Source organism: Pseudomonas sp. EMN2, from assembly GCF_009650555.1.
Taxonomy (GTDB): Bacteria; Pseudomonadota; Gammaproteobacteria; order Pseudomonadales; family Pseudomonadaceae; genus Aquipseudomonas; species Aquipseudomonas sichuanensis.
On sequence record NZ_VZZR01000050.1, the window covers coordinates 79,154 to 101,548 of the forward strand.

At 64.3% G+C, this 22,395-nt stretch carries 23 protein-coding genes; 2 read left to right on the forward strand and 21 right to left on the reverse strand.

The genetic code is table 11. From position 1 onward, the window contains the following. The first annotated feature begins 26 nt into the window (after positions 1-26). Positions 27-2,582: a sulfite reductase flavoprotein subunit alpha gene (locus tag F6X61_RS16060; RefSeq protein ID WP_153787448.1), complete on the forward strand. Its 2,556-nt coding sequence runs from the start codon at positions 27-29 to the stop codon at positions 2,580-2,582. A gap of 73 nt (positions 2,583-2,655) precedes the next feature. Here F6X61_RS16060 and F6X61_RS16065 read toward each other — a convergent pair whose 3' ends face one another. The 21 genes from F6X61_RS16065 to trmJ all read right to left on the reverse strand — a co-directional run bounded on the left by F6X61_RS16065 (position 2,656) and on the right by trmJ (position 21,385). Continuing rightward, positions 2,656-3,447 carry an amidohydrolase gene (locus F6X61_RS16065; RefSeq protein ID WP_153787449.1) on the reverse strand — a complete coding sequence of 264 codons (792 nt, stop codon included), beginning with the start codon at positions 3,445-3,447 and terminating at the stop codon, positions 2,656-2,658. Next, positions 3,435-4,583, reverse strand: a complete 1,149-nt coding sequence (locus F6X61_RS16070) for a pyridoxal phosphate-dependent aminotransferase (protein WP_153787450.1) — start codon at positions 4,581-4,583, stop codon at positions 3,435-3,437. Before F6X61_RS16070 ends, F6X61_RS16065 begins: the two co-directional genes overlap by 13 nt. A gap of 240 nt (positions 4,584-4,823) precedes the next feature. Beyond that, entirely contained in the window at positions 4,824-6,287 is a 1,464-nt protein-coding gene (gene der / locus F6X61_RS16075) for a ribosome biogenesis GTPase Der (RefSeq protein WP_153787451.1), read from the reverse strand. 116 nt (positions 6,288-6,403) lie between these two features. After that, positions 6,404-7,573, reverse strand: coding sequence for an outer membrane protein assembly factor BamB (bamB, locus tag F6X61_RS16080; RefSeq protein WP_153787452.1), 1,170 nt, complete (start codon positions 7,571-7,573; stop codon positions 6,404-6,406). Then, on the reverse strand, positions 7,548-8,189 hold the full coding sequence (locus F6X61_RS16085) for a tetratricopeptide repeat protein (RefSeq protein ID WP_153787453.1): 642 nt from the start codon (positions 8,187-8,189) through the stop codon (positions 7,548-7,550). The genes bamB and F6X61_RS16085 overlap by 26 nt, the downstream gene beginning before the upstream one ends. A 38-nt stretch (positions 8,190-8,227) precedes the next feature. Further along, positions 8,228-9,517 carry a histidine--tRNA ligase gene (gene hisS / locus F6X61_RS16090; RefSeq protein ID WP_110993495.1) on the reverse strand — a complete coding sequence of 430 codons (1,290 nt, stop codon included), beginning with the start codon at positions 9,515-9,517 and terminating at the stop codon, positions 8,228-8,230. Positions 9,518-9,542: 25 nt separating this feature from the next. Continuing rightward, on the reverse strand, positions 9,543-10,652 hold the full coding sequence (ispG, locus tag F6X61_RS16095; RefSeq protein WP_110993496.1) for a flavodoxin-dependent (E)-4-hydroxy-3-methylbut-2-enyl-diphosphate synthase: 1,110 nt from the start codon (positions 10,650-10,652) through the stop codon (positions 9,543-9,545). A 3-nt stretch (positions 10,653-10,655) separates the two neighbouring features. Then, on the reverse strand, positions 10,656-11,684 hold the full coding sequence (locus tag F6X61_RS16100) for a RodZ domain-containing protein (RefSeq protein WP_153787454.1): 1,029 nt from the start codon (positions 11,682-11,684) through the stop codon (positions 10,656-10,658). After that, entirely contained in the window at positions 11,681-12,442 is a 762-nt protein-coding gene (gene pilW / locus F6X61_RS16105; RefSeq protein WP_153787455.1) for a type IV pilus biogenesis/stability protein PilW, read from the reverse strand. The genes F6X61_RS16100 and pilW overlap by 4 nt, the downstream gene beginning before the upstream one ends. Before the next feature lie 14 nt (positions 12,443-12,456). Further along, positions 12,457-13,599: a 23S rRNA (adenine(2503)-C(2))-methyltransferase RlmN gene (gene rlmN, locus F6X61_RS16110; protein WP_110735779.1), complete on the reverse strand. Its 1,143-nt coding sequence runs from the start codon at positions 13,597-13,599 to the stop codon at positions 12,457-12,459. Positions 13,600-13,627: 28 nt separating this feature from the next. Next, a complete protein-coding gene (ndk, locus tag F6X61_RS16115; protein ID WP_153787456.1) occupies positions 13,628-14,053 on the reverse strand; it encodes a nucleoside-diphosphate kinase in 426 nt (141 codons plus the stop codon). Between the two features lie 89 nt (positions 14,054-14,142). Continuing rightward, positions 14,143-14,343: a Fe-S cluster assembly protein IscX gene (iscX, locus tag F6X61_RS16120; RefSeq protein ID WP_102682076.1), complete on the reverse strand. Its 201-nt coding sequence runs from the start codon at positions 14,341-14,343 to the stop codon at positions 14,143-14,145. A 10-nt stretch (positions 14,344-14,353) separates the two neighbouring features. After that, positions 14,354-14,695 carry an ISC system 2Fe-2S type ferredoxin gene (fdx, locus tag F6X61_RS16125; protein ID WP_153787457.1) on the reverse strand — a complete coding sequence of 114 codons (342 nt, stop codon included), beginning with the start codon at positions 14,693-14,695 and terminating at the stop codon, positions 14,354-14,356. Between the two features lie 3 nt (positions 14,696-14,698). Further along, positions 14,699-16,561, reverse strand: a complete 1,863-nt coding sequence (gene hscA / locus F6X61_RS16130) for a Fe-S protein assembly chaperone HscA (protein WP_153787458.1) — start codon at positions 16,559-16,561, stop codon at positions 14,699-14,701. A 43-nt stretch (positions 16,562-16,604) separates the two neighbouring features. Next, positions 16,605-17,126 (reverse strand): co-chaperone HscB, encoded by a 522-nt coding sequence (hscB, locus tag F6X61_RS16135; protein ID WP_125465404.1) that lies wholly within the window; start codon positions 17,124-17,126, stop codon positions 16,605-16,607. A gap of 8 nt (positions 17,127-17,134) precedes the next feature. Further along, a complete protein-coding gene (gene iscA / locus F6X61_RS16140) occupies positions 17,135-17,458 on the reverse strand; it encodes an iron-sulfur cluster assembly protein IscA (protein WP_011532338.1) in 324 nt (107 codons plus the stop codon). Positions 17,459-17,486: 28 nt separating this feature from the next. Then, a complete protein-coding gene (iscU, locus tag F6X61_RS16145) occupies positions 17,487-17,873 on the reverse strand; it encodes a Fe-S cluster assembly scaffold IscU (protein ID WP_010452756.1) in 387 nt (128 codons plus the stop codon). A 46-nt stretch (positions 17,874-17,919) separates the two neighbouring features. Then, on the reverse strand, positions 17,920-19,134 hold the full coding sequence (locus tag F6X61_RS16150) for an IscS subfamily cysteine desulfurase (RefSeq protein WP_110993502.1): 1,215 nt from the start codon (positions 19,132-19,134) through the stop codon (positions 17,920-17,922). A 43-nt stretch (positions 19,135-19,177) separates the two neighbouring features. After that, positions 19,178-19,669 carry a Fe-S cluster assembly transcriptional regulator IscR gene (gene iscR, locus F6X61_RS16155; RefSeq protein ID WP_110993503.1) on the reverse strand — a complete coding sequence of 164 codons (492 nt, stop codon included), beginning with the start codon at positions 19,667-19,669 and terminating at the stop codon, positions 19,178-19,180. Between the two features lie 168 nt (positions 19,670-19,837). After that, positions 19,838-20,626, reverse strand: coding sequence for a serine O-acetyltransferase (gene cysE, locus F6X61_RS16160; protein WP_153787459.1), 789 nt, complete (start codon positions 20,624-20,626; stop codon positions 19,838-19,840). Between the two features lie 3 nt (positions 20,627-20,629). Next, positions 20,630-21,385 carry a tRNA (cytosine(32)/uridine(32)-2'-O)-methyltransferase TrmJ gene (gene trmJ / locus F6X61_RS16165; protein ID WP_153787460.1) on the reverse strand — a complete coding sequence of 252 codons (756 nt, stop codon included), beginning with the start codon at positions 21,383-21,385 and terminating at the stop codon, positions 20,630-20,632. Positions 21,386-21,536: 151 nt separating this feature from the next. On the opposite strand from trmJ, the gene suhB reads away from it, so the two are divergent. Then, positions 21,537-22,355, forward strand: coding sequence for an inositol-phosphate phosphatase (gene suhB / locus F6X61_RS16170; protein WP_110993505.1), 819 nt, complete (start codon positions 21,537-21,539; stop codon positions 22,353-22,355). Positions 22,356-22,395 lie beyond the last annotated feature (40 nt).

The following is a 22,395-nucleotide window of genomic DNA, read 5'->3' on the forward strand; positions in this document are numbered from 1 at the left end:
GTAGGCGGCCAGACAAGGTGATCGATGTGTTGAAGAAGACGCTGTTCCAGCTGCACTGGTTGTTTGGCATCACCGCTGGCCTGGTGCTGGCGCTGATGGGCATCACCGGGGCGATCTGGTCGTTCCAGGAGGAGCTGCTGCGCGCGTTCAACGCCGAGGTGCTCAAGGTCGAGGTTCGCCAGGAGGGCGTGTTGCCGCCGGCCGAGCTCGTGCGCCGGGTCGAAACCGCGCAAGGCGACAAGGTCTCGATGCTGTGGGTAGACACCCGCGAGGGTAATGCCGCGCGGATTTTCTTCACCCCCGCGCCCGGTGAGCGCCGCGGCGAGTTGCGCTATGCCGACCCCTACACCGGCGAGCTCAAGGGCGAAGTCAGCGGGCTGGGCTTCTTCGACTTCGTGTTGCAACTGCACCGCTTCCTCGCCGTGGGCGACACCGGCCGGCAGATCACCGGTGCCTGCACCCTGATGCTGATCTTCTTCTGCCTGTCCGGCCTGTACCTGCGCTGGCCGCGCAAGGCCCTGAACTGGCGGACCTGGCTGACCCTGGACTGGGCCAAGAAAGGCCGCGCGTTCAACTGGGACCTGCATGCGGTGTTCGGCACCTGGTGCCTGCTGTTCTACCTGCTGTTCGCCCTGACCGGGCTGTTCTGGTCGTACGAGTGGTACCGCGCGGGCCTGAACAAGCTGCTGGCCGACCCACCGGCGGCCGGCGAGCAGAAGCGCGGTGAAGGCCGCGGTGGCCGCCATGGCCCGCCAAAGGTCGACAAGAACGCCCCGCCACTGGTGGTCGACTACGACGCCATCTGGGCCAATCTCAAGGACGCGGCGGGCCCTGGCCTGTCCACCTACAACCTGCGCCTGCCGCCAGCCGGCGGTCAGCCGGCTACGCTGTTCTACCTGTTGCAGGACGCCGACCACGAGCGCGCCTTCAACACCCTCACCCTCGACCCGGCCACCGGCCAGATCAAGCGCCACCAGCGCTACAGCGACAGCTCGTTCAAGGCCCAGCTGCTGCAGAGCGTCTACGCCCTGCACGTGGGCAGCTACTTTGGCTTGCCGGGGCGAATCATCGTTACCCTGGCCAGCCTGACCATGCCGCTGTTCTTCGTCACCGGCTGGCTGCTGTACCTAGACCGCCGGCGCAAGAAGCGCCAGGTGCGTGCCGCCCGCAGCGCGGTGTCGGCCAGTGCCGGCAACGGCGACAGCTGGCTGATCGGTTTCGCCAGCCAGAGCGGCTTCGCCGAGCAACTGGCCTGGCAGAGCGCCGGGCAGCTGCAGGCCGTCGGCTTGCCGGTGCAGGTGCGCCCGCTGGCGCAGTTGGGCGAGGCCGAACTGCGCCAGGCCAACCGCGCGCTGTTCGTGGTGAGCACCTTCGGCGACGGTGAAGCGCCGGACAGCGCTCGGGCCTTCGAACGCAAAGTCATCGGCAAGCCTTGGGCACTGGAACACCTGGACTATGCCGTGCTGGCCCTGGGCGACCGCCAGTATCCGCACTTCTGCGGTTTTGCCCGACGGCTGCAGGCCTGGCTCAGCGAGCGTGGCGCCAGCAGCGCATTCAGCGCAGTCGAAGTGGACAACGCCGACCCCGCCGCGCTGCAACTGTGGCAACAAGAGCTGGCACGACTGACCGGCGCGCAGCCGGTAGCCGCGTGGCAGCCCGCCAGCTTCGGCAATTGGCGCCTGGCCCGCCGTGAACTGCTCAACCCGGGCAGCCAGGGCGCCCCGGTGTTCCTGCTGGGCCTGCAACCCGAGGTAGCGGCGAACTGGGAGGCCGGCGACCTGATTGAAGTAGTGCCACGCAATGGCCAACAGCGCATCGATGCATTGCTGGCCGGCCTGGGCATGGACCCACACAGCCCGGTGCAAGTGGACGGCCTCCAGGAAACCCTCGCCCAGGCCCTGGGCGGCCGCCAACTGCCGCAGAGCCGTGAGCACCTGGTGGGGCTGCATGCCCAGGCGCTGGTCGATGCGCTGATCCCGCTGAGTGCCCGTGAATACTCGATCGCCTCCATTGCCAGCGATGGCGAGCTGGAGTTGATCGTGCGCCAGGAACGCCACCCCGATGGCAACCTGGGCCTGGGTTCCGGCTGGCTGACCGAGTACCTGGCGCTGGACGGCACGCTCAGCGCGCGTCTGCGCCGTAACAGCGGCTTCCACTTGCCCGACGCGGCGGCGCCGATGGTACTGATCGGCAATGGCACCGGCCTGGCTGGCTTGCGCAGCCTCTTGAAGGCACGCATTGGCGCAGGTGAGCAGCGCAACTGGCTGCTGTTCGGCGAGCGCAACCGTGCCCACGACCTACTGTGTGGCGAGGAGCTGCAGGGCTGGTTGGCCAAGGGCGATCTGCAACGGCTGGACCTGGCGTTTTCACGCGACCAGGCCGAGAAGGTCTATGTGCAGGATGTGCTGCTGCAGCAGGCCGTCGAGTTCAAGCGCTGGATCGACGACGGCGCCTGTGTGTATGTGTGCGGCAGTTTGCACGGGATGGCTGCGGGGGTGGATGCGGCGCTGCGGGGGATGCTCGGTGAAGCGCAGGTGCAGCAGCTGATCGAGGATGGGCGCTATCGGCGGGATGTGTACTGAAGCCTGAAACCATCGCGGGGCAAGCCCGCTCCCACGTGATCGCGTGGGAGCGGGCTTGCCCCGCGATTGGCCCTCAATGCAGCTCGAAGGTATCGGCATCCAGATTGGCCGGGAAGCGCGCCCGGTACGCCGCCAGTTCCGCGGCACGCAGCACTACGGTGAACACCCCGTCGGCCTCGCCCGCGCTCAACAGGCTCTCGCCCTGGAAATCCAGCACCTGGCTGTCGCCGGAATAGGCAAAGCCCTTGCCATCGGTGCCCACCCGGTTCACCGCCGCCACGAAGCACAGGTTCTCGATGCCCCGCGCCGGCAGCAGCCGGTTCCAATGGGTGCGCCGCGCTGCCGGCCAGTTGGCGGTGTACAGCAGCAGGTCGGTGTCCTGGGCGTCGCGGCTCCATACCGGGAAGCGCAGGTCGTAGCAGATCAGCGGGCGAATGCGCCAGCCCTTGAGTTCGAACTGCACCTGGCGCTCACCGGGGGTGTAGTGCTTGTGTTCGCCGGCCATGCGGAACAGGTGGCGCTTGTCGTAGTGCAGGATCTCGCCATCGGGCCGCGCCCACAGCAGGCGGTTGCGGTGGCTGCCATCGGCGGCCTGGATGATCACGCTGCCGGTGATCACCGCATTGCGCTTCTTCGCCTGGGCCTTGAGCCATTTGTAGGTCGGGCCGTTCTCCGGCTCCGCCAGGCTTTCCGATTCCATCGAGAAACCGGTGGTGAACATCTCTGGCAGGATCACCAGGTCGACTTCACCGGCCTGGCCGATCAGCTCCTCGAAATGGGCATAGTTGGCTTCGCGGTCGTGCCAGGCCAGGGTGGTCTGCACCAGGGCGATTTTCAGGTTCGGCAGTTCACTCAGATCGCGCATAGTCTCTCCGCCGCCTGTCGCAGCGTCTCCTCGCGTTTGGCAAAGCACAGGCGCACCAGGCGTTGCTCGGGGATGGGTTGCTGGTAGAACACCGACACCGGGATGCTGGCCACGCCGTGTTCGCGGGTCAGCCACAGGGCCATGTCGACGTCGTTCAGGTCGGGGCGGATCTGCGAATAGTCCACCAGTTGGAAATAGGTGCCCGGGGTACGGGTAAAGCTGAACCGCGAGGCCTGCAACAGGTCGCAGAACAGGTCACGCTTGGCCTGGTAGAAGGCCGGCAATTCGTCGATGTGCTCCGGGTGTTCGGCCATGAAGTCGGCCAAGGCACACTGCAAGGGTGTGACACCGCAGAAGTTGACGTACTGGTGAACCTTGCGCAGTTCGGCGCTGAGCGCCGGTGGCGCGACCACGTAACCGGTCTTCCAGCCAGTGACGTGGTAGGTCTTGCCGAACGAGCTGATGACGAAGGCTCTGCTGTACAGCTGCTCGTGGGCCAGCACGCTGGCGTGGCGCACACCGTCGTAGATCAAGTGCTCGTAGACTTCGTCGCTGACCAGGTAGATGTCGCGGTTGGCGATCAGCGCGGCCAGCTGGTCCAGGTCGTCGCGGCTGATCAGCGCACCGCTGGGGTTGTGCGGCGAGTTGAGGATGACCATGCGCGTGCGCGGGCTGAGGGCATCGCTGAACTTCTGCCAGTCGATGCTGAAGCTGCCGTCCGCGAGCGGCACGTGCACGCAGCGGCCACCGGCCAGCTCCACCGAGGGTTCGTAGCTGTCGTAGCACGGGTCGAAGACGATCACTTCATCGCCGGGGTGGATTACCGCCTGGATGGCACAGAAGATCGCTTCGGTGGCGCCGGGGGTGATGGTCACTTCCTGGTCCGCGTCCACCGCCACGCCATACAGCCGGGCGATCTTGGCCGCCACTTGCTGGCGCAGGGCTGGCAGGCCGGTCATCGGCGAATACTGGTTGTGCCCGGCGGCCACATGGCGGCCAACGGCATCGAGCAGGGCCTGGGGGCCGTTGAAGTCAGGGAAGCCCTGGGACAGGTTGAGCGCACCGGTCTGCATGGCGAGCTGCGACATGGTGGTGAAGATGGTCGTGCCGACATTCGGCAGTTTGCTGCGGATCATGGAGCCCTCTTTCCTGGGGTTTGTCCGGCACGGGGTGGTGTCCGAGCATAGCGGATCAAGCAGTCAGGAAAAAGGTTGAAACAATAGGGGGATTGCGTTGGGTCAAGTCACCAACCGTGGGAGCGGCGGTGCGCCGATGCGACTTGCCCCGCGATGGCAATTGACCAGGCAGCAAAACCTCTCTGCCTGAAACCATCGCGGGGCAAGCCCGCTCCCACGAAGCGTAACGCAGCCCAGTGACTAGCGCTTGTCGCGGCGCTTCTTCTCGGCCTTCTTGTGGTGCGACATCAAGCGGCGCTTCTTGTTGACCTGGCGATCGGTGAGGGTGTTCTTGTTGCCCTCGTACGGGTTCTCACCGCCCTTGTACTCGATGCGGATCGGCGTACCGACCAGCTTGAGCACGCGGCGGTAGGTGTTCTCCAGGTAACGCGAGTAGGAGTTGGGCACCTTCTCGGTCTGGTTGCCGTGGATCACGATCAGCGGCGGGTTGGCGCCACCGAGGTGGGCGTAGCGCAGTTTGATGCGACGGCCGTTGACCAGTGGCGGCTGGTGCACGCTGATGGCGTCTTCGAGGATCTGCGTCAGGCGGCTGGTCGGCCAGCGGGTGACCGCCGACTTGAACGCGGCCTGCACCGACTTGTACAGGTGGCCAACGCCAGTGCCGTGCAGGGCGGAGATGAAGTGGATGTCGCAGAAGTCGACGAAGAACAGCCGGCGCTCCAGCTCGGTCTTCACGTAGTCGCGCTCGCCCGCTTCCATGCCATCCCACTTGTTCAGCGCGATGACGATGGCCCGGCCGGCTTCAAGGGCGAAGCCGAGCAGGTTGAGGTCGTGGTCGACCACGCCTTCGCGGGCGTCCATGACGAAGACCACCACGTTGGCGTCCTTGATCGCCTGCAGGGTCTTCACCACCGAGAACTTTTCGACTTCCTCGTGGATCTTGCCGCGCTTGCGCACGCCGGCAGTGTCGATGAAGGTGTACTTCTCGCCATCACGCTCGAACGGGATGTAGATACTGTCGCGGGTGGTACCCGGCTGGTCGTACACCACCACGCGCTCTTCGCCGAGCATGCGGTTGACCAGGGTCGACTTGCCCACGTTCGGGCGGCCGATGATGGCGATCTTGATGCCGTCTTTCTCGCTCGGGCCTGGAATGCGCACGGCCTCTTCGCCTTCGGCGACGTTCAGGTCGAGGGCTTCTTCCTCGGCATCACGCGGGATGTGGCCGAGCAGCGATTCCATCAGGGCGTTGATACCACGGCCCTGGGAGCCGGCCACCGGGATGGCGTTACCCATGCCCAGCGGCGAGAACTCGGCGCGGGCGATGTCCGGGTCTATGTTGTCGATCTTGTTGGCCACCAGGATGGCCGACTTGTTCCGCTTGCGCAGGTGGTCGGCGATCATCTGGTCGGCGGCGGTCATGCCGGCGCGGGCATCCACCAGGAACAGCACGTAGTCGGCTTCTTCGATGGCCATCAGCGACTGCTCGGCCATCTTCTCGTCCATGCCCACTTCGTCACCGGTGATACCGCCGGTGTCGATCAGGATGAAGGAACGACCCTGCCAGGTGGCATCGCCGTACTGGCGGTCACGGGTCAGGCCCGACAGGTCACCGACGATGGCATCGCGGGTCTTGGTCAGGCGGTTGAACATGGTGGATTTGCCGACGTTCGGGCGGCCCACCAGGGCGATTACGGGAACCATGCGGCTCTCCACTCTTGAATTCTTGAAAATGCAAAGGCCGCTGCAAGGCAGCGGCCGGAGTTCGGGCGGCGCTCCTGCGCCGCTACCTGAGCCCGCGAACGGGCTCAAGCATAGCTTCAGCGGATGGTCAGTGCCTCGAGCTTGCCGCTGTTGCCGAAGACGTAGATGGTGTCGCCGACCACAAGTGGGCGGGCACGCAGGCCATCGCTGTCGATACGCTCACGGCCGACGAAGCGGCCATCGACCTGGCTCAGCAGGTGCAGGTAACCTTCGAAGTCACCCACCGCCACGTAGCTGGAGAACACTTCCGGCGCCGACAGCTGGCGACGGGCCATGCTGTCGTTGCTCCACAGGGCGCTGGAGGAGCGCTCGTCGACACCTTCGACGGTGCCCGAAGCCAGGCTCACGTAGACGTTGCCGAAGCCCTGGGCGACACCCACGTAGCTGGAGGCATCACGCTGCCACAGCACACGGCCGCTTTCCAGGTCCAGGCCGGCGACGCGGCCCTGGTAGGTGCTGACGTACAGGGTGCCACCGGACAGCAGCAGGCCGCCGTCGATGTCCACCACACGGTCCAGCTCGGAGCGGCCTTGCGGGATGGCCACGCGGCTTTCCCACACCGGTACGCCGTTGCTGATGTCCACCGCCACCACCTTGCCGGTGGACAGGCCGGCGACAGCCAGGCGGTTGGTGACGATCGGCGCGCCGGTACCACGCAGGGTGAGCACCGCCGGGGTGTTTTCGTAGATCCAGCGACGGTCGCCAGTGGCGGCGTCGAGGCCGATCAGGCGGTCATCCTGGGTCTGCACCACCACAACGTCGCCGTTGTTGGCGGGCGGTGCCAGTACTTCGCTGGTGACGCGCGAACGCCAGCGCTCTTCGCCGGTGCTCGAATCCAGGGCAATCACCTCGCCCTTGAGCGTGCCCAGCATGACCAGGCCGTAGCCCACGCCAACCGCGCCGGAAACCGGCAGCTCGAGGTCTTTTTTCCACACTACATCGCCGTTGAGGCGGTCGAGTGCGAAGACTTCACCGGTGACGTCGGCAGCGTAAATGCGGTCGTTCTCGATGGCCGGTACCAGGGTGTTGTACGTCTCGCCCTGGCCGTCACCGATCGAACGGCTCCACTGCTTCTTCAGCACCACTTCCTCGGTGAACTTGGTCAGCTCGGCCGGGGGCAGTTCCTTCTTGCTGTTGCTGCTGCAACCTGCTGCCAGTACGGCGAGGGTGAGCACTGCTGCTTGTTTCCAACCCTTCACTTCAGGCGTCCCCTTTGGCCAGGTCATCCAGCTTCAGTTGCAGGCCACCGATCGCGGCGTCGTCGGACAGCGCGGCCTTGGCTTTTTCGTAGGCGCCGTGCGCGTCGTCGGCACGGCCCAGCTGCAGCAGCAGGTCGCCCTTGAGCTCCTCACGGCTGGCCAGGAAGGCTTTGTCGGCATCGCCGTCGAGCAGCTTCAGGGCCTCATCGGCCTTGTCCTGTGCCGCGAGCACGCGGGCCAGGCGCTGACGGGCGATTTCACCCAGGGTGGCGTCGGCCGGCTTGTCCAGCACGGCCTTGAGCTCGGCGGCGGCGTCGTCCAGCTTGCCGCTGTCGACCGCAACCTTGGCCACGAACAGGCTGCCGTACTGGGCGTAGGCGCTACCGCCAAACTCGCTCTTGAGCTTGCCGGACAGCTCGGCGACCTTGCTGGCATCAGGCTGGCCAGACGGCGTCAGCGAGGTTTCCAGCAGGGCCTGGTACAGCGCCGAGGCGCCTTGCGACTGGTTGGCCTGGTACTTGTGCCAGGTCTGCCAGCCCATCACCACCACACCGGCCAGCAGCGCGCCGGTCAGCAGCGGCTTGCCGTTGCGGTTCCACCAGTCCTTGATCCCAGCCAGATCGTCATCATCGGTACTCGACACCCCAATACTCCTTTTCGCCTATTCGTTGTTGAACCGCGTTACGCCTGGGCGATCGCGGTTTCCAGGTGCTCGGCAAGAGCATCCCAGGCAATGTTCTGTTGTTCGCCCTGGCCACGCAGGGGCTTCAGACCGATCTCTTGCTTGGCCAGCTCGTCGTCGCCGAGGATCAGGGCGAACAGCGCGCCGCTCTTGTCGGCCTTCTTGAACTGGCTCTTGAAGCTGCCGGCACCGGCGTTGACCGCCAGGCGCAGGCCCGGCAGACGGTCGCGCAGGCTTTCGCTCAGGCGCAGGCCGGCCAGCTCCGCCTGCTCACCGAAGGCGCACAGGTAGACGTCAATGGTGCGGCTGATCGACTCGGGCACCTTGCCCAGGGTCTCCAGCAGCAGGATCAGGCGTTCGATGCCCATGGCGAAACCAACGCCCGGGGTCGGCTTGCCGCCCATCTGCTCGACCAGGCCGTCATAGCGGCCACCGGCGCACACGGTGCCCTGGGCGCCGAGCTTGTCGGTGACCCACTCGAACACGGTCTTGCTGTAGTAATCGAGGCCACGCACCAGCTTGGTGTTGATCACGAACGGAATGCCGGCAGCGTCGAGGCGAGCCTTGAGGCCCTCGAAGTGCACGCGGGATTCTTCGTCCAGGTAGTCTTCCAGCTTCGGCGCGCCGACCAGCACCGCCTGGGTGTTGGCGTCCTTGCTGTCGAGGATGCGCAGCGGGTTGCTCTTGAGGCGACGCTGGCTGTCTTCGTCCAGCTGCTCGAGGCGCGCGGACAGGAACTCGACCAGCGCATCGCGGTAGCGCGCGCGGGCTTCGCTGGTGCCCAGGCTGTTGAGCTGCAGCTCCACGGCATCCTGGATGCCCAGCAGGCCCCACAGGCGCCAGGTCAGCATGATCAGCTCGGCATCGACGTCCGGACCGTCGAGGTTGAACACCTCCACGCCGATCTGGTGGAACTGGCGATAGCGGCCCTTCTGTGGGCGCTCGTGGCGGAACATCTGGCCGATGTACCAGAGCTTCTGCACCTGGCCGTTGCCGGTGATGCCGTGCTCGAGTACCGCACGCACGCAGGCGGCGGTGCCTTCAGGGCGCAGGGTGAGCGAATCGCCGTTGCGGTCGTCGAAGGTGTACATCTCTTTTTCGACGATATCGGTGACTTCACCGATCGAGCGCTTGAACAGCTCGGTGAACTCGACGATCGGCGTGCGGATCTGGCTGTAGCCGTAGCTGTCCAGCAGGCCAGCCACGGTGCCCTCGAAGTAGCGCCACAGCGGCGACTGGTCGGGCAGGATGTCGTTCATGCCACGGATGGCTTGCAGCGATTTGCTCACGAGTAGTCCTTACGAATTCTGTGTATCAGCCACGGGCGATCAGCGCCGCGTCGGCCTCGGCCTTCTCGGCCGCTTTCTGGCGGATGAGTTTTTCCAGCTCATCGACCAGGTTGTCGTTGTTCAGCTTCTGCGATGGCTTGCCATCGATGTAGATCAGGTTCGGTGTGCCGCCGGTGAGGCCGACATGCGCCTCCTTGGCTTCACCCGGGCCGTTGACCACGCACCCGATCACTGCCACGTCCAGCGGTACCAGCAGGTCTTCCAGGCGCCCTTCCAGCTCGTTCATGGTCTTGACCACATCGAAGTTCTGCCGGGAGCAGCTCGGGCAGGCGATGAAGTTGATGCCACGGGAACGCAGGTGCAGCGACTTGAGGATGTCGTAGCCGACCTTCACTTCTTCGACCGGGTCTGCGGCCAGGGAAATGCGGATGGTGTCGCCGATACCTTCGGCCAGCAGCATACCGAGGCCGACGGCGGATTTCACTGTCCCCGAACGCAGGCCACCGGCTTCGGTGATGCCCAAGTGCAGCGGCTGGATGATCTGCTTGGCCAGCAGGCGGTAGGCTTCGACGGCCATGAACACGTCGGAGGCCTTGACGCTGACCTTGAAGTCCTGGAAATCCAGGCGGTCGAGGTGCTCGACATGGCGCAGCGCCGACTCGACCAATGCGGCCGGGGTCGGTTCGCCGTACTTCTTCTGCAGGTCTTTCTCGAGGGAGCCGGCGTTAACGCCGATGCGGATCGGGATGCCGCGGTCACGGGCGGCATCGACCACCGCGCGCACACGGTCTTCACGGCCGATGTTGCCCGGGTTGATGCGCAGGCAGTCGACGCCCAGTTCGGCCACGCGCAGGGCGATCTTGTAGTCGAAGTGGATGTCGGCGACCAGCGGCACGCTGACCAGCTTCTTGATCTTGCCGAACGCCTCGGCGGCGTCCATGTCCGGTACCGAGACACGCACGATATCGACGCCGGCATCGACCAGGCGCTGGATCTGCCCCACGGTGGCGGCGACGTCATTGGTGTCGGTATTGGTCATGCTCTGCACCGCGATGGGCGCATCGCCGCCCACCGGTACATTGCCGACCCAGATTTTGCGGGATTCGCGACGTTTGATCGGAGATTCGCCGTGCATGACTTACTGTCCCAACTTCAGGCGAGCGGTTTCGCCACTGGTGAACGGGGCGACATCGACCGCCTGGCCGTTGTAGCTCACCTGGGCGCCGCGGGCGAACCCGAGGCGTACCGCGAACGGTGGCTTGCCGGTCAGTTCCAGGCTGTCGCCCTTGCGCTTGATGGCGCTGAACAGCACCTTGCCGTTGCCGTCGGAGACCTGGGTCCAGCAATCGGCGGTGAACTGGATGTGTACGCTGGCGCTGCCGGCCGGTACTGGCGCCGCAGCCGGGGCAGCCGGGGCGACAGGAGCGACGGCCACGGGGCTGGCTGGCGCAGGCTGGACGACCGGGGCGACGGTAGCTGGCGCAGCCGGTGCAGGAGCAGGAGCAGTGCTTGGCGCTGGCGCCGGCACGCTATTGGAAGGTGCCACAGCCACTACCGGTGCCGGGGGCTCAACGGCCACTGCCGGAGCTTGTTCGCTGGCCACAGGTTCCAATGGCAGCGCTTCGCTGGCTGGTTGCTGGGCTTCGCTGACAGCCTGGTCTTCCGGCTCGTCCAGCGGGTGAATCTGGGTGGTGCCGTCGGCGCTCTCGACCTCGACGTGCTCCAGGGCGATCTTGGCCAGGTCCTTGCCGCGCAGGCTGCCCTGGTCCTGCCACCAGAAGAAGCCACCACCCACCACGGCCACCAGCAACAGCAGGCTGACCACGCGCATGATGTTGGGCGACAGGCGGACCGGCTCCTCGATGCGACCGAGTGCATGCACGTCGCTGCCTTGGGCGTGGGTGCCGGTGATGTTGTCGAACGCCTGCACCAGCGGCGCCTGGTCCATGCCCAACAGTTTGGCGTAGGCGCGGATGTAACCACGGGCGAAGGTGTGCCCGGGCAGCTTGTCGAAGGCGCCGGTTTCCAGGTTGTTCAGCGAAGATACCGTGAGGTTGAGCTTTTGCGCGACTTCGGCCTGGCTCCATTCCCGCTGTTCACGGGCCTGGCGCAAGACGTCACCGGGGTTCTGGCGAGTCGCTGCTACTTCTGTTTGCGCGGCTTTCATCGTTGCTCCGACAGGTATTGCTGATATTCCGGCGTACCGGGATAAAGTCGTTGTAATTGCTGGCCCAGCCGGGCCTCATCACCCTGTTGCTCAAGGGCGCGGGCCAGGCGGCTGCCCAGCAACAGGCTGCGGGCGTTCTGTTCGCTCAGCTGGCTGAAACGATCGTAGTAGTCCCGGGCCGGCACATAATGCCTGTTTTCGTAGGACAACTCAGCCATTTCAAGCAACGCTTTCGGTTGCCGCTGATCGAGGCGCAGGGCCTTTTCCAGGTATTCGCGGGCCTGCTCGTCCTGCCCCAGCTTGCGCGCGGTCAGGCCGAGGTTCTCGTACACCCGCGAACGCTCAGGGTACAAGGTATCGGCGGCCGCCTGGCGAAACGTCGCTTCAGCATCAGAAAAGCGGCCCTGAGCATATAGGAAACTGCCGTAGTTGTTGCGGATTCGCGTGTCATCCGGGCGAGCAGCCAGTGCTTTACGGAAGTGCTGGCCTGCCAATTGCGGCTCAGCCTCGGCCTGGAACACCAGCGCCAGTGCCGCATTGGCGTCGGCATCGGTACTGTCCAAGGCCAGTGCCTTGGCCAACGGAGCCTTGGCCTGCCCGGTCAAACCTTGTTGCAAATACCCCAGCCCCAGCTGCACATAAGCCCGCACAGCCTCGTCACGCCCCTGGCGGCTGGCCAGCGGGTCGCCCCCACCGCTGGAAACGCAGCCAGCCAGCAGCGCAAGCGTGAGGATCGACAGCGCGGCGCGCAAGGTCATGGGGCGGATGCTCGTCAGGGGCGCGCGGCGCTGTCTTGCGGCTCGTCGGCAGCCAGCTGGCGCACGGCGATGTAGCGCTCGCTGCGGCGGGTGCGGTCGTTGACCTGGCCGACCAGCTGCCCGCAAGCGGCATCGATGTCGTCACCGCGGGTGGTGCGGGTGGTGACGTTGAAACCACCGTGGTGCAACAGGTCCTGGAAGCGGCGAATGGCATTGTTGCTCGGCCGCTCGTAGCCCGAGTGCGGGAACGGGTTGAACGGGATCAGGTTGATCTTGCACGGCACGTCGCGCAGCAGCTCGATCATCTGTGCCGCGTGCTCAGGCTGGTCGTTGACGTCCTTGAGCAGGGTGTACTCGATGGTCAGCACGCGCTTGCCACCGAGCGTGGACATGTAGCCCATGCAGGATTCCAGCAGCATCTTCAGCGGGTACTTCTTGTTGATCGGTACCAGCTGGTTGCGCAGCTCGTCATTCGGTGCGTGCAGCGACAGGGCCAGGGACACATCGATGTGCTTGGCCAGTTCGTCGATCATCGGCACCACGCCCGAGGTGGACAGGGTGACGCGACGCTTGGAAATGCCATAGCCCAGATCTTCCATCATGATCTTCATGGCGGCGATGACATTGTCGAAATTCAGCAGGGGTTCGCCCATGCCCATCATGACCACGTTGGTGATGGCGCGGTCGATCTTGGCAGGAACGGTCCCGAAGGATTTGTTCGCAAGCCACACCTGGCCGATCACTTCGGCGGCGGTGAGGTTGCTGTTGAAGCCTTGCTTGCCGGTGGAGCAGAAGCTGCAGTCCAGGGCACAGCCGGCTTGCGACGACACGCAGAGCGTACCGCGATCGTCGGTAGGGATGTAGACGGTCTCGACGCAGCTGCCAGAGGCAACGCGGACCACCCACTTGCGGGTACCGTCGGCGGAAATGTCTTCACTGACCACTTCCGGGCCCCGAATCTCGGCAACGGCCTCGAGCTTTTCGCGCAGGACCTTGCCGACATTGGTCATGGCGGCGAAATCGTCGACGCCAAAATGGTGAATCCACTTCATCACCTGGCCAGCGCGAAAGCGCTTCTCCCCGATCGAGTCGAAGAACTGTTCCATTTCCTGCAGGGTCAGCCCCAACAGGTTGATTTTGCCGGTAGATGTCGTCATGGATTCACCTTCACCCTTAAGCTTTCGCTTAGCGAGTGGTTACCTCGGTAGCAGCGAAGAAGTAAGCGATTTCGCGAGCAGCAGCAGCTTCGGAGTCCGAACCGTGAACGCCGTTGGCGTCGATCGACTCGGCGAAGTCAGCACGGATGGTGCCTGGAGCAGCTTCTTTAGGGTTGGTAGCGCCCATCAGCTCACGGTTGCGAGCGATGGCGTTTTCGCCTTCCAGAACCTGAACAACGACTGGGCCGGAAGTCATGAAGGCAACCAGGTCACCGAAGAAGCCACGAGCGCTGTGCTCGGCGTAGAAGCCTTCGGCTTCGGCTTTGGACAGTTGCTTGATTTTCGAGGCAACGATTTTCAGGCCGGCTTCTTCGAAGCGAGTGGTGATCTTGCCGATGACGTTTTTGGCGACGGCGTCAGGCTTGATGATCGAGAAAGTACGTTGAACAGCCATGGAGAACTCCAGAAATATGAGTGTTGCGAAAAATTAAACCCGCGAATTATACGCGGGTTCCAGGGGATTGCCTAACCTGCAGCGTGCGCTCAGTCGGCTTCTTCAATCCAGGCCGCCTGGATGGCCTCGAGAACCTTCTCGCCGCAACGCGACGGATCGTCATCGAATTCCGGCAAAGCCATGACCCAAGCGCGCAGATCGACGAAATTCACGTAATGAGGATCGACCTCGGGCTTGCTTTCCGCAAGCTGGATAGCGATCTCAAGTACATCAACCCATTTCAGACTCATGTACAGATCCTCAGTGCGGCGCTTCAGCGGCGTGGTTGAGCGAGTATTTGGGGATTTCGATGGTGAGGTCTTCATCGGCCACTACCACCTGGCAACCCAGGCGCGATTGCGCTTCCAGGCCCCACGCCTTGTCCAGCATGTCTTCTTCGAGCTCGTCGGCTTCTTCAAGCGAGTCGAAACCCTTGCGCACGATGCAGTGGCAAGTGGTGCAGGCCTTGACGCCGCCGCAGGCGCTTTCCATCTCGATGTGATGATCGTGGGCCAGCTCCAGGATATTTGTCCCGACGGGCACTTCCACGGTCAGCCCCTCGGGGCAGAATTTTTCATGCGGCAGGAATGTCACCAGCGGCATCGATTACTCCTCGATCTCATTCAGGTTGCGCCCGGCCAGTGCGGCTTTGACCGTCGAATCAAGGCGACGGGCGGCAAATGCATCGGTCACCTGCGACAGACGCTTGGTCTGTTGCTCGATGGCGGCGCCATCGGTGCCGCTCAGCAAATCACGTAGTTCCTGCATCTGGAATTCAATGGCATCGCGCTCGTCGCTGCTGAGCAGGCGCTCGCCATCGGCGTCCAGGGCGCCCTGTACCGCTTCGAGCAGACGCTCGCCGTCGACCTGGTGCTCGCGCAGCTGGCGCGCCTGCTTGTCGGAGCCGGCGTGCTCGAACGAGTCCTTGAGCATGCGGGCGATTTCGCCGTCGGTCAGGCCGTAGGATGGCTTGACCTGGATGCTCGACTCCACGCCCGAACCCAGCTCGCGCGCGGCGACACTGAGCAGGCCATCGGCGTCGACTTGGAAAGTGACGCGGATCTTCGCGGCACCGGCAACCATGGCCGGGATGCCGCGCAGCTCGAAGCGCGCCAGCGAGCGGCAGTCGCTGATCAGCTCGCGCTCGCCCTGCAGCACGTGGATCATCATGGCCGACTGGCCGTCTTTATAAGTGGTGAACTCTTGGGCACGGGCCACCGGAATGGTGGTGTTGCGCGGAATCACCTTTTCCATCAGCCCGCCCATGGTCTCAAGGCCCAGCGACAGCGGGATGACGTCGAGCAGCAGCAGTTCGCCGCCTTCGCGACGGTTACCGGCCAGGGTGTCGGCCTGGATGGCGGCGCCAATGGCGACCACCTGGTCAGGGTCGATGGAGGTCAGCGGGGTACGGCCAAACAGCGTACCCACGGCGTCGCGCACACGCGGCACGCGGGTAGAGCCGCCAACCATCACCACCGCACCCACCTCCTCCAGCTCGATACCGCTGTCGCGCACAGCGCGGCGGCAGGCCTTGAGGCTGCGGGCAATCATCGGCTCGATCATGGCGTCGAAGGCAGCGCGGGTCAGCTCGCCCTGCCAGACAGCGTGCTGCACGCTGACCACGTCGGCATCGGTCAAGGCTTCCTTGGCCGCGCAGGCGGTCTGCAGCAGCAGGCGCTGGGTAGCCGGGTCGAGATCAGCTGACAGGCCGGCCTGCTCGATGATCCAGCCGGCAATGGCGTGGTCGAAGTCATCGCCGCCCAGGGCGGTGTCGCCGCCGGTGGCCAGCACTTCAAAGACGCCAGCGGTCAGGCGCAGGATGGAAATATCGAAGGTACCGCCGCCCAGGTCGAAGATCGCCACCACGCCTTCGGCATTCTGGTCCAGGCCATAGGCCACGGCGGCTGCGGTCGGTTCATTGAGCAGGCGCAGCACGTTGAGGCCGGCCAGCTTGGCGGCGTCCTTGGTGGCCTGGCGCTGGGCGTCGTCGAAATACGCAGGGACGGTGATCACCGCGCCTACCAGCTCACCGCCGAGCGTCTCTTCGGCACGCGCACGCAGCACCTTGAGGATGTCGGCCGACACTTCCACCGGGCTCTTCGGCCCCTGGACGGTGTCGATGAACGGCATGTGCGACTCACCACCGACAAAACGGTACGGCAGTTGCTCGCCGAGCTGCTTGACGTCGGCCAGGCCGCGCCCCATCAGGCGCTTGACCGAGACGATGGTGTTGAGCGGGTCGCTGGGCGCCGCCTCGCGCGCGCTCAGGCCAACGTCGACGCCGTTATCCAGGTAGCGCACCGCGGAGGGCAGGATGACCCGGCCCTGGGCATCGGGCAGCGGCTCGCTGCGCCCGCTGCGCACGGCGGCGACGAGAGAATTGGTGGTGCCCAGGTCGATGCCCACCGCCAGGCGGCGCTGGTGCGGCTGAGGGCTCTGACCGGGTTCGGCGATCTGCAGTAGGGCCATGCTTATCTGAGTACCTTAGGCGTCATCACGGGTAACGCCGGGGTTAATCGTCGAGGCGCTCTTCGAGTTGGCGCACTTCTTGGGCAAGCTTGTCGAGGAACTGCATGCGGCGCATCAGGCGTTCGGCCTGGTCACGCTCGGCAGCAACATCCCAGCAGGCGGCGAAATCCTCGTTCAGCGTGTCCTGGGCGGCCTTGAGCCGCTTCTTGAACACGGCCACGCCGTCGAGGTCGGCTTCGTCCTGCAGCTCTTCGAGCTCTTCGCGCCACTGCATCTGCTGCAACAGGAAGGCCGGGTCGTGCACGGTGACTTCCTGGGGCACTTCATGGCCACCGATGGCCAGCAGGTAACGGGCACGGCGCGGTGCGCTGCGCAAGGTCTGGTAGGCGTCGTTCAGGGCCGCCGACTTTTCCAGGGCAACGCGCTGTTCGCGCTCGGAGGCATCGGCGAAGCGGTCCGGATGGACCTCGCGGGCCAGCTCGCGGTAGCGAGTGGCCAGCTTGTCGAGGTCCAGGCGAAAGCTCGGTTGCAGGTCAAACAGTGCGTAATGACAAGGAGTACCCACGGCCAGCCTCAAACGTTGAAGCTTTCGCCGCAGCCACATTCACCGCGCACGTTGGGGTTGTTGAACTTGAAGCCTTCGTTCAACCCTTCCTTGACGAAGTCCAGCTCGGTGCCGTCGAGGTACACCAGGCTTTTCGGGTCGATGATGACCTTCACGCCGTGGTTCTCGAACACCTGGTCTTCTTCGGCCAGTTCGTCAACGAACTCCAGCACGTAGGCCAGGCCCGAGCAACCGGTGGTGCGCACGCCCAGGCGAATGCCTTCACCTTTGCCGCGCCCGTCGAGGGAGCGGCGAATGTGGTTGGCGGCGGCTTCTGTCATGCTGATGGCCATCGGAACTCCTTAGCTTGCAACAGGCGACTTAGACCAGGCCTTTCTTCTGCTTGTAATCGCGAACGGCTGCCTTGATGGCATCTTCGGCGAGCACGGAGCAGTGGATCTTGACCGGTGGCAGTGCCAGCTCTTCAGCCAGCTGGGTGTTCTTGATGGTTTCGGCTTCGTCCAGGGTCTTGCCCTTCATCCACTCGGTGGCGAGGGAGCTGGAGGCGATGGCCGAACCGCAGCCATAGGTCTTGAACTTGGCGTCTTCGATGATGCCTTGCTCGTTGACCTTGATCTGCAGACGCATCACGTCGCCGCACGCTGGAGCGCCGACCATGCCGGTACCGACATCCGGATCCTCGGCATTCATCTTGCCGACGTTGCGTGGGTTTTCGTAGTGGTCGATGACCTTTTCACTGTATGCCATGGTGCAATTCCTTCCTCATCAGGGAGCCGCTCTTGCCGGCGACTGCTTAGTGGGCGGCCCACTCGATCTTGGAGATGTCGACGCCGTCTTTGTACATGTCCCAAAGGGGCGACAGCTCACGCAGTTTGTTGACAGCCTCGCAGACTTTCTGCGCGGCGTAGTCGACTTCTTCTTCGCTGGTGAAGCGGCCGAAAGAGAAGCGGATCGAGCTGTGCGCCAGTTCGTCGTTGCGGCCCAGGGCGCGCAGGACGTAGGACGGCTCGAGCGAAGCGGAGGTGCAGGCCGAACCGGACGAAACAGCGATGTCCTTGAGCGACATCAGCAGCGACTCGCCTTCGACGTAGTTGAAGCTCAGGTTCAGGTTGTGCGGTACGCGGGCGGTCTGGCTGCCGTTGACGTACAGCTCTTCGAGGTCCGAGACCTGCTTGAAGAAGCGGTCGCTCAGGGCCTTGATGCGCGCGTTCTCGCTGGCCATTTCCTGCTTGGCAATGGCGAAGGCTTCGCCCATGCCGACGATCTGGTGGGTCGGCAAGGTACCCGAACGCATGCCACGTTCATGGCCACCACCGTGGATGATGGCCTCCAGGCGGACACGCGGCTTGCGGCTGACGTACAGCGCGCCGATGCCTTTGGGGCCGTAGACCTTGTGCGCCGAGAACGACATCAGGTCGACTTTCAGCTTCTGCACGTCGATCTCGACCTTGCCGGCCGACTGCGCGGCATCGACATGGAACAGCACGCCGCGCGAGCGGGTCAGTTCACCGATGGCGGCGATGTCGTTGATCGAGCCGACTTCGTTGTTCACGTGCATCAGCGAAACCAGGATGGTGTCGTCACGCAGGGCAGCCTCGACCATGGCCGGGGTGACGATGCCGTCTTCGCCTGGCTCGAGGTAGGTGACTTCGAAACCTTCACGCTCGAGCTGGCGAGCGGTGTCCAGGACCGCCTTGTGCTCGATCTTGGAGGTGATGATGTGCTTGCCCTTGGTCTGATAGAAGTGCGCCACGCCTTTGAGGGCGAGGTTGTCGGACTCGGTGGCACCGCTGGTCCAGACGATCTCGCGCGGGTCGGCGTTGATCAGCTCGGCCACCTGGCGACGGCCATTCTCGACCGCTTCTTCGGCTTTCCAGCCAAACACGTGGGAGCGCGAGGCCGGGTTACCGAAGTTCCCGTCGACCAGCAGGCATTCGGCCATTTTCTGGGCCACACGTGGATCGACCGGCGTGGTCGCGGAGTAATCGAGGTAGATCGGCAACTTCATTGAGTATCTCCTATCAGGCGTTGGCGTCGCTCGGCGCTGAATTTCAGTCGACGGCGGACGTCTCAATCTTGTCCAGCATGGCGGTACGGCCTGCAACACGGCGCAGGTCCTGGCGCTGGGCGACTTCTTGCACCTCACGGCGCTTGACGAGGTCGGCCAGGCTGATGCCACTGAGGAATTCATGGATCTGCTGGCTCAGGTCGCACCACAGGTGGTGAGTCAGGCAGGTATCACCGGCATGGCAGTCGCCCAGGCCCTGGCAGCGGGTGGCATCGACCGATTCATTGACCGCGTCGATGACCTGGGCCACCTGGATGGTTTCCATGCCGCGCGACAGCTGGTAGCCGCCGCCCGGGCCGCGAACGCTGGATACCAGGCTGCTGCGGCGCAGCTTGGCGAACAGCTGCTCCAGATAAGAAAGGGAAATGCCCTGGCGCTCGGAAATATCGGCCAGTGACACCGGCCCATGCTGCGCGTGCAACGCCAGGTCAAGCATGGCGGTCACGGCGTATCGGCCTTTGGTAGTCAGTCGCATGGCGTATGGTTACCACGGGAGTTACAGAATGTGTGCGAGTATGCGATTCCCGAGCATTTAAGTCAACTATTAGACCTAGTGCTTTAGTCGGGTATGCATGCGGGAGGCGGGCGCGAGTGTAGCAGACGAGGGGCGCGAGCACACGCCCCTTGTGTCGGGCTGGCGGAATCAATGCGGCTGAGTGTCGCCCTGCTTCAGCTCCGCGCACGCAGCGGCGAAGTCATCGTCGGGCAACGCCGGCAGCTCCTTGGCACAATAATCACTGCCCATCCTGGTCAGGGCGCCACACATCCCCTCCAGGCGCTCGTCGACTGCCTGCAGGTGGTCGAGCATCTGGCCGATGGCCCTGGCCACCGGGTCTGGCATGTCGCCGCTGACACCATAGGCGTCGAAACCGATCTTCTCGGCCATGGCCTTGCGCTTGGCTTCGACGGCATCGTCCTCGCTCTTGACGATGATGCGCCCCGGGATGCCCACCGCCGTGGCGCCGGCCGGCACCGCCTTGGTGACCACGGCGTTGGAGCCGATCTTGGCCCCGGCACCGACCGTGAACGGCCCCAGAACCTTGGCGCCCGCCCCCACCACCACGCCGTTTTCCAGGGTCGGGTGGCGCTTGCCTTTGTTCCAGCTGGTGCCGCCCAGGGTCACGCCCTGGTACAGCGTCACGTCGTCGCCGATCTCGGCGGTCTCGCCAATGACGATGCCCATGCCGTGGTCGATGAAGAAACGCCGGCCGATGGTCGCACCCGGGTGGATCTCGATACCGGTCATCCAGCGCCCGAAGTTCGACACCAGGCGTGCCAGCCATTTGAAATCGCGCTTCCACAGGGCATTGCCCAGACGGTGCAGCCAGATGGCGTGCATGCCCGGGTAGCAGGTCAGGACCTCGAAGGCGTTGCGCGCCGCCGGGTCACGATGGAAAACACTTTGAATATCTTCACGCAGACGCTCGAACATCGTTCAGTCCTTCCGTTTATGCGGCTCGCCCCGGACGACTTTCTGGGTCTCGGTGAGGATGCCGCGCAAAATGCTCATTTCCGTACGCTCGACCGAGCTGCGCCCATACAGCCGGCGCAGGCGCGGCATCAGGTGCTTGGGCTTGGCGGGGTCGAGGAAGCCGATGTCCACCAGGGTTTTTTCCAGGTGGTCATAGAACAGCTCCATTTCGTCCATGGTCGCCAGCTCGTTGGCGTCGGTTTTCTCGACCTTGGCTGCCACACCCTGCACCGCCAACGAGGCCATGCGTACCTCGTAGGAGAGCACCTGGACGGCGGCGGCCAGATTCAGCGAGCTGAAGTCGGGATTGGAGGGAATGTGCACGTGGAAGTGACATCGCTGCAGTTCTTCGTTGGTCAGCCCGGCGTGCTCGCGACCGAACACCAGGGCGATCTCCTCGCCGGCCAGGGCATGCTCCACCGCCTTGGTGCCGCACTCCCGTGGGCCGATCAACGGCCAGGGGATGCTGCGCTCGCGGGCGCTGGTGCCCATCACCAGGCTGCAACCGACCAGTGCCTGCTCGAGGCTGTCGACCACCAGGGCGTTGTCGAGCACATCGTCGGCACCCGAGGCACGCGCCGAGGCTTCGGCGGCGGGGAATTCTTTTGGCTGCACCAGCACCAGACGCGCCAGGCCCATGTTTTTCATGGCACGCGCAGCGCCGCCGATGTTGCCGGGGTGGCTGGTATTGACCAGAACAACACGAATATTTTGCAGCAAGGTGTTGTGCTCACAGACGCGGATGAAGAGGGTTTCGATCTTACAGAACCGACCAGCGTAACGCTATGAAAGCAAATGTGACACTTCTTCCGTCAAAGATTTCTGCTAGAATGTGCGGCTTTCTTCTTTAACATCTCCAGGTGACCTTCCCATGCAGCCTATGCTGAATATCGCCCTGCGCGCCGCTCGCAGCGCCAGTGAACTGATTTTCCGCTCCATCGAACGCCTGGACAGCATCAAAGTCGACGAAAAACAGGCCAAGGACTATGTGTCCGAGGTTGACCGTGCCGCCGAGAAGGTCATCGTCGAAGCCCTGCGCAAAGCCTACCCGAACCACTCGATCCAGGGCGAAGAGACCGGCCTGCACGCCGGCACCGGCGAAGAGGGCAAGGACTACCTGTGGATCATCGATCCACTGGACGGCACCACCAACTTCCTGCGCGGCATTCCGCACTTCGCCGTCAGCATCGCCTGCAAATACCGCGGCCGCCTGGAGCACGCCGTGGTCCTCGACCCGGTTCGCCAGGAAGAATTCACCGCCAGCCGTGGCCGTGGCGCCCAGATCAATGGCCGCCGCCTGCGCGTCAGCTCGCGCACCAGCCTGGAAGGCGCCCTGCTGGGCACCGGCTTCCCGTTCCGTGACAACCAGCTGGCCGACCTGGACAACTACCTGGGCATGTTCCGCGCCCTGACTGGCCAGACCGCCGGCATCCGCCGCGCCGGCTCCGCCAGCCTGGATCTGGCCTATGTGGCCGCCGGCCGCTTCGACGCCTTCTGGGAGTCGGGCCTGTCCGAGTGGGACATGGCTGCAGGCGTGCTGCTGATCCAGGAAGCAGGCGGCCTGGTGAGCGACTTCAACGGTGGCCATGACTTCCTCGAGAAGGGCCATATCGTTGCCGGCAACATCAAGTGCTTCAAGGCCGTGCTGACTGCCATCCAGCCGCACCTGCCGGAGAGCATGAAGCGCTAAGCGCCGATTGCCGAGCACAAAAAAACGCTCTTCGGGGCGT

What these genes read in the sequence shown, in the direction of transcription:
- iscU (WP_010452756.1), bottom strand. Translation starts at nt 17,873, where the DNA reads ATGGCATACAGTGAAAAGGTCATCGACCACTACGAAAACCCACGCAAC.
- F6X61_RS16065 (WP_153787449.1), bottom strand. Translation starts at nt 3,447, where the DNA reads ATGCGCGATCTGAGTGAACTGCCGAACCTGAAAATCGCCCTGGTGCAG.
- suhB (WP_110993505.1), top strand. Translation starts at nt 21,537, where the DNA reads ATGCAGCCTATGCTGAATATCGCCCTGCGCGCCGCTCGCAGCGCCAGT.
- fdx (WP_153787457.1), bottom strand. Translation starts at nt 14,695, where the DNA reads ATGCCGCTGGTGACATTCCTGCCGCATGAAAAATTCTGCCCCGAGGGG.
- der (WP_153787451.1), bottom strand. Translation starts at nt 6,287, where the DNA reads ATGGTTCCCGTAATCGCCCTGGTGGGCCGCCCGAACGTCGGCAAATCC.
- rlmN (WP_110735779.1), bottom strand. Translation starts at nt 13,599, where the DNA reads ATGACGACATCTACCGGCAAAATCAACCTGTTGGGGCTGACCCTGCAG.
- cysE (WP_153787459.1), bottom strand. Translation starts at nt 20,626, where the DNA reads ATGTTCGAGCGTCTGCGTGAAGATATTCAAAGTGTTTTCCATCGTGAC.
- iscX (WP_102682076.1), bottom strand. Translation starts at nt 14,343, where the DNA reads ATGAGTCTGAAATGGGTTGATGTACTTGAGATCGCTATCCAGCTTGCG.
- iscR (WP_110993503.1), bottom strand. Translation starts at nt 19,669, where the DNA reads ATGCGACTGACTACCAAAGGCCGATACGCCGTGACCGCCATGCTTGAC.
- iscA (WP_011532338.1), bottom strand. Translation starts at nt 17,458, where the DNA reads ATGGCCATCAGCATGACAGAAGCCGCCGCCAACCACATTCGCCGCTCC.
- ispG (WP_110993496.1), bottom strand. Translation starts at nt 10,652, where the DNA reads ATGCACGGCGAATCTCCGATCAAACGTCGCGAATCCCGCAAAATCTGG.
- hscA (WP_153787458.1), bottom strand. Translation starts at nt 16,561, where the DNA reads ATGGCCCTACTGCAGATCGCCGAACCCGGTCAGAGCCCTCAGCCGCAC.
- F6X61_RS16150 (WP_110993502.1), bottom strand. Translation starts at nt 19,134, where the DNA reads ATGAAGTTGCCGATCTACCTCGATTACTCCGCGACCACGCCGGTCGAT.
- F6X61_RS16100 (WP_153787454.1), bottom strand. Translation starts at nt 11,684, where the DNA reads ATGAAAGCCGCGCAAACAGAAGTAGCAGCGACTCGCCAGAACCCCGGT.
- pilW (WP_153787455.1), bottom strand. Translation starts at nt 12,442, where the DNA reads ATGACCTTGCGCGCCGCGCTGTCGATCCTCACGCTTGCGCTGCTGGCT.
- ndk (WP_153787456.1), bottom strand. Translation starts at nt 14,053, where the DNA reads ATGGCTGTTCAACGTACTTTCTCGATCATCAAGCCTGACGCCGTCGCC.
- F6X61_RS16070 (WP_153787450.1), bottom strand. Translation starts at nt 4,583, where the DNA reads ATGATCCGCAGCAAACTGCCGAATGTCGGCACGACCATCTTCACCACC.
- bamB (WP_153787452.1), bottom strand. Translation starts at nt 7,573, where the DNA reads ATGACCTGGCCAAAGGGGACGCCTGAAGTGAAGGGTTGGAAACAAGCA.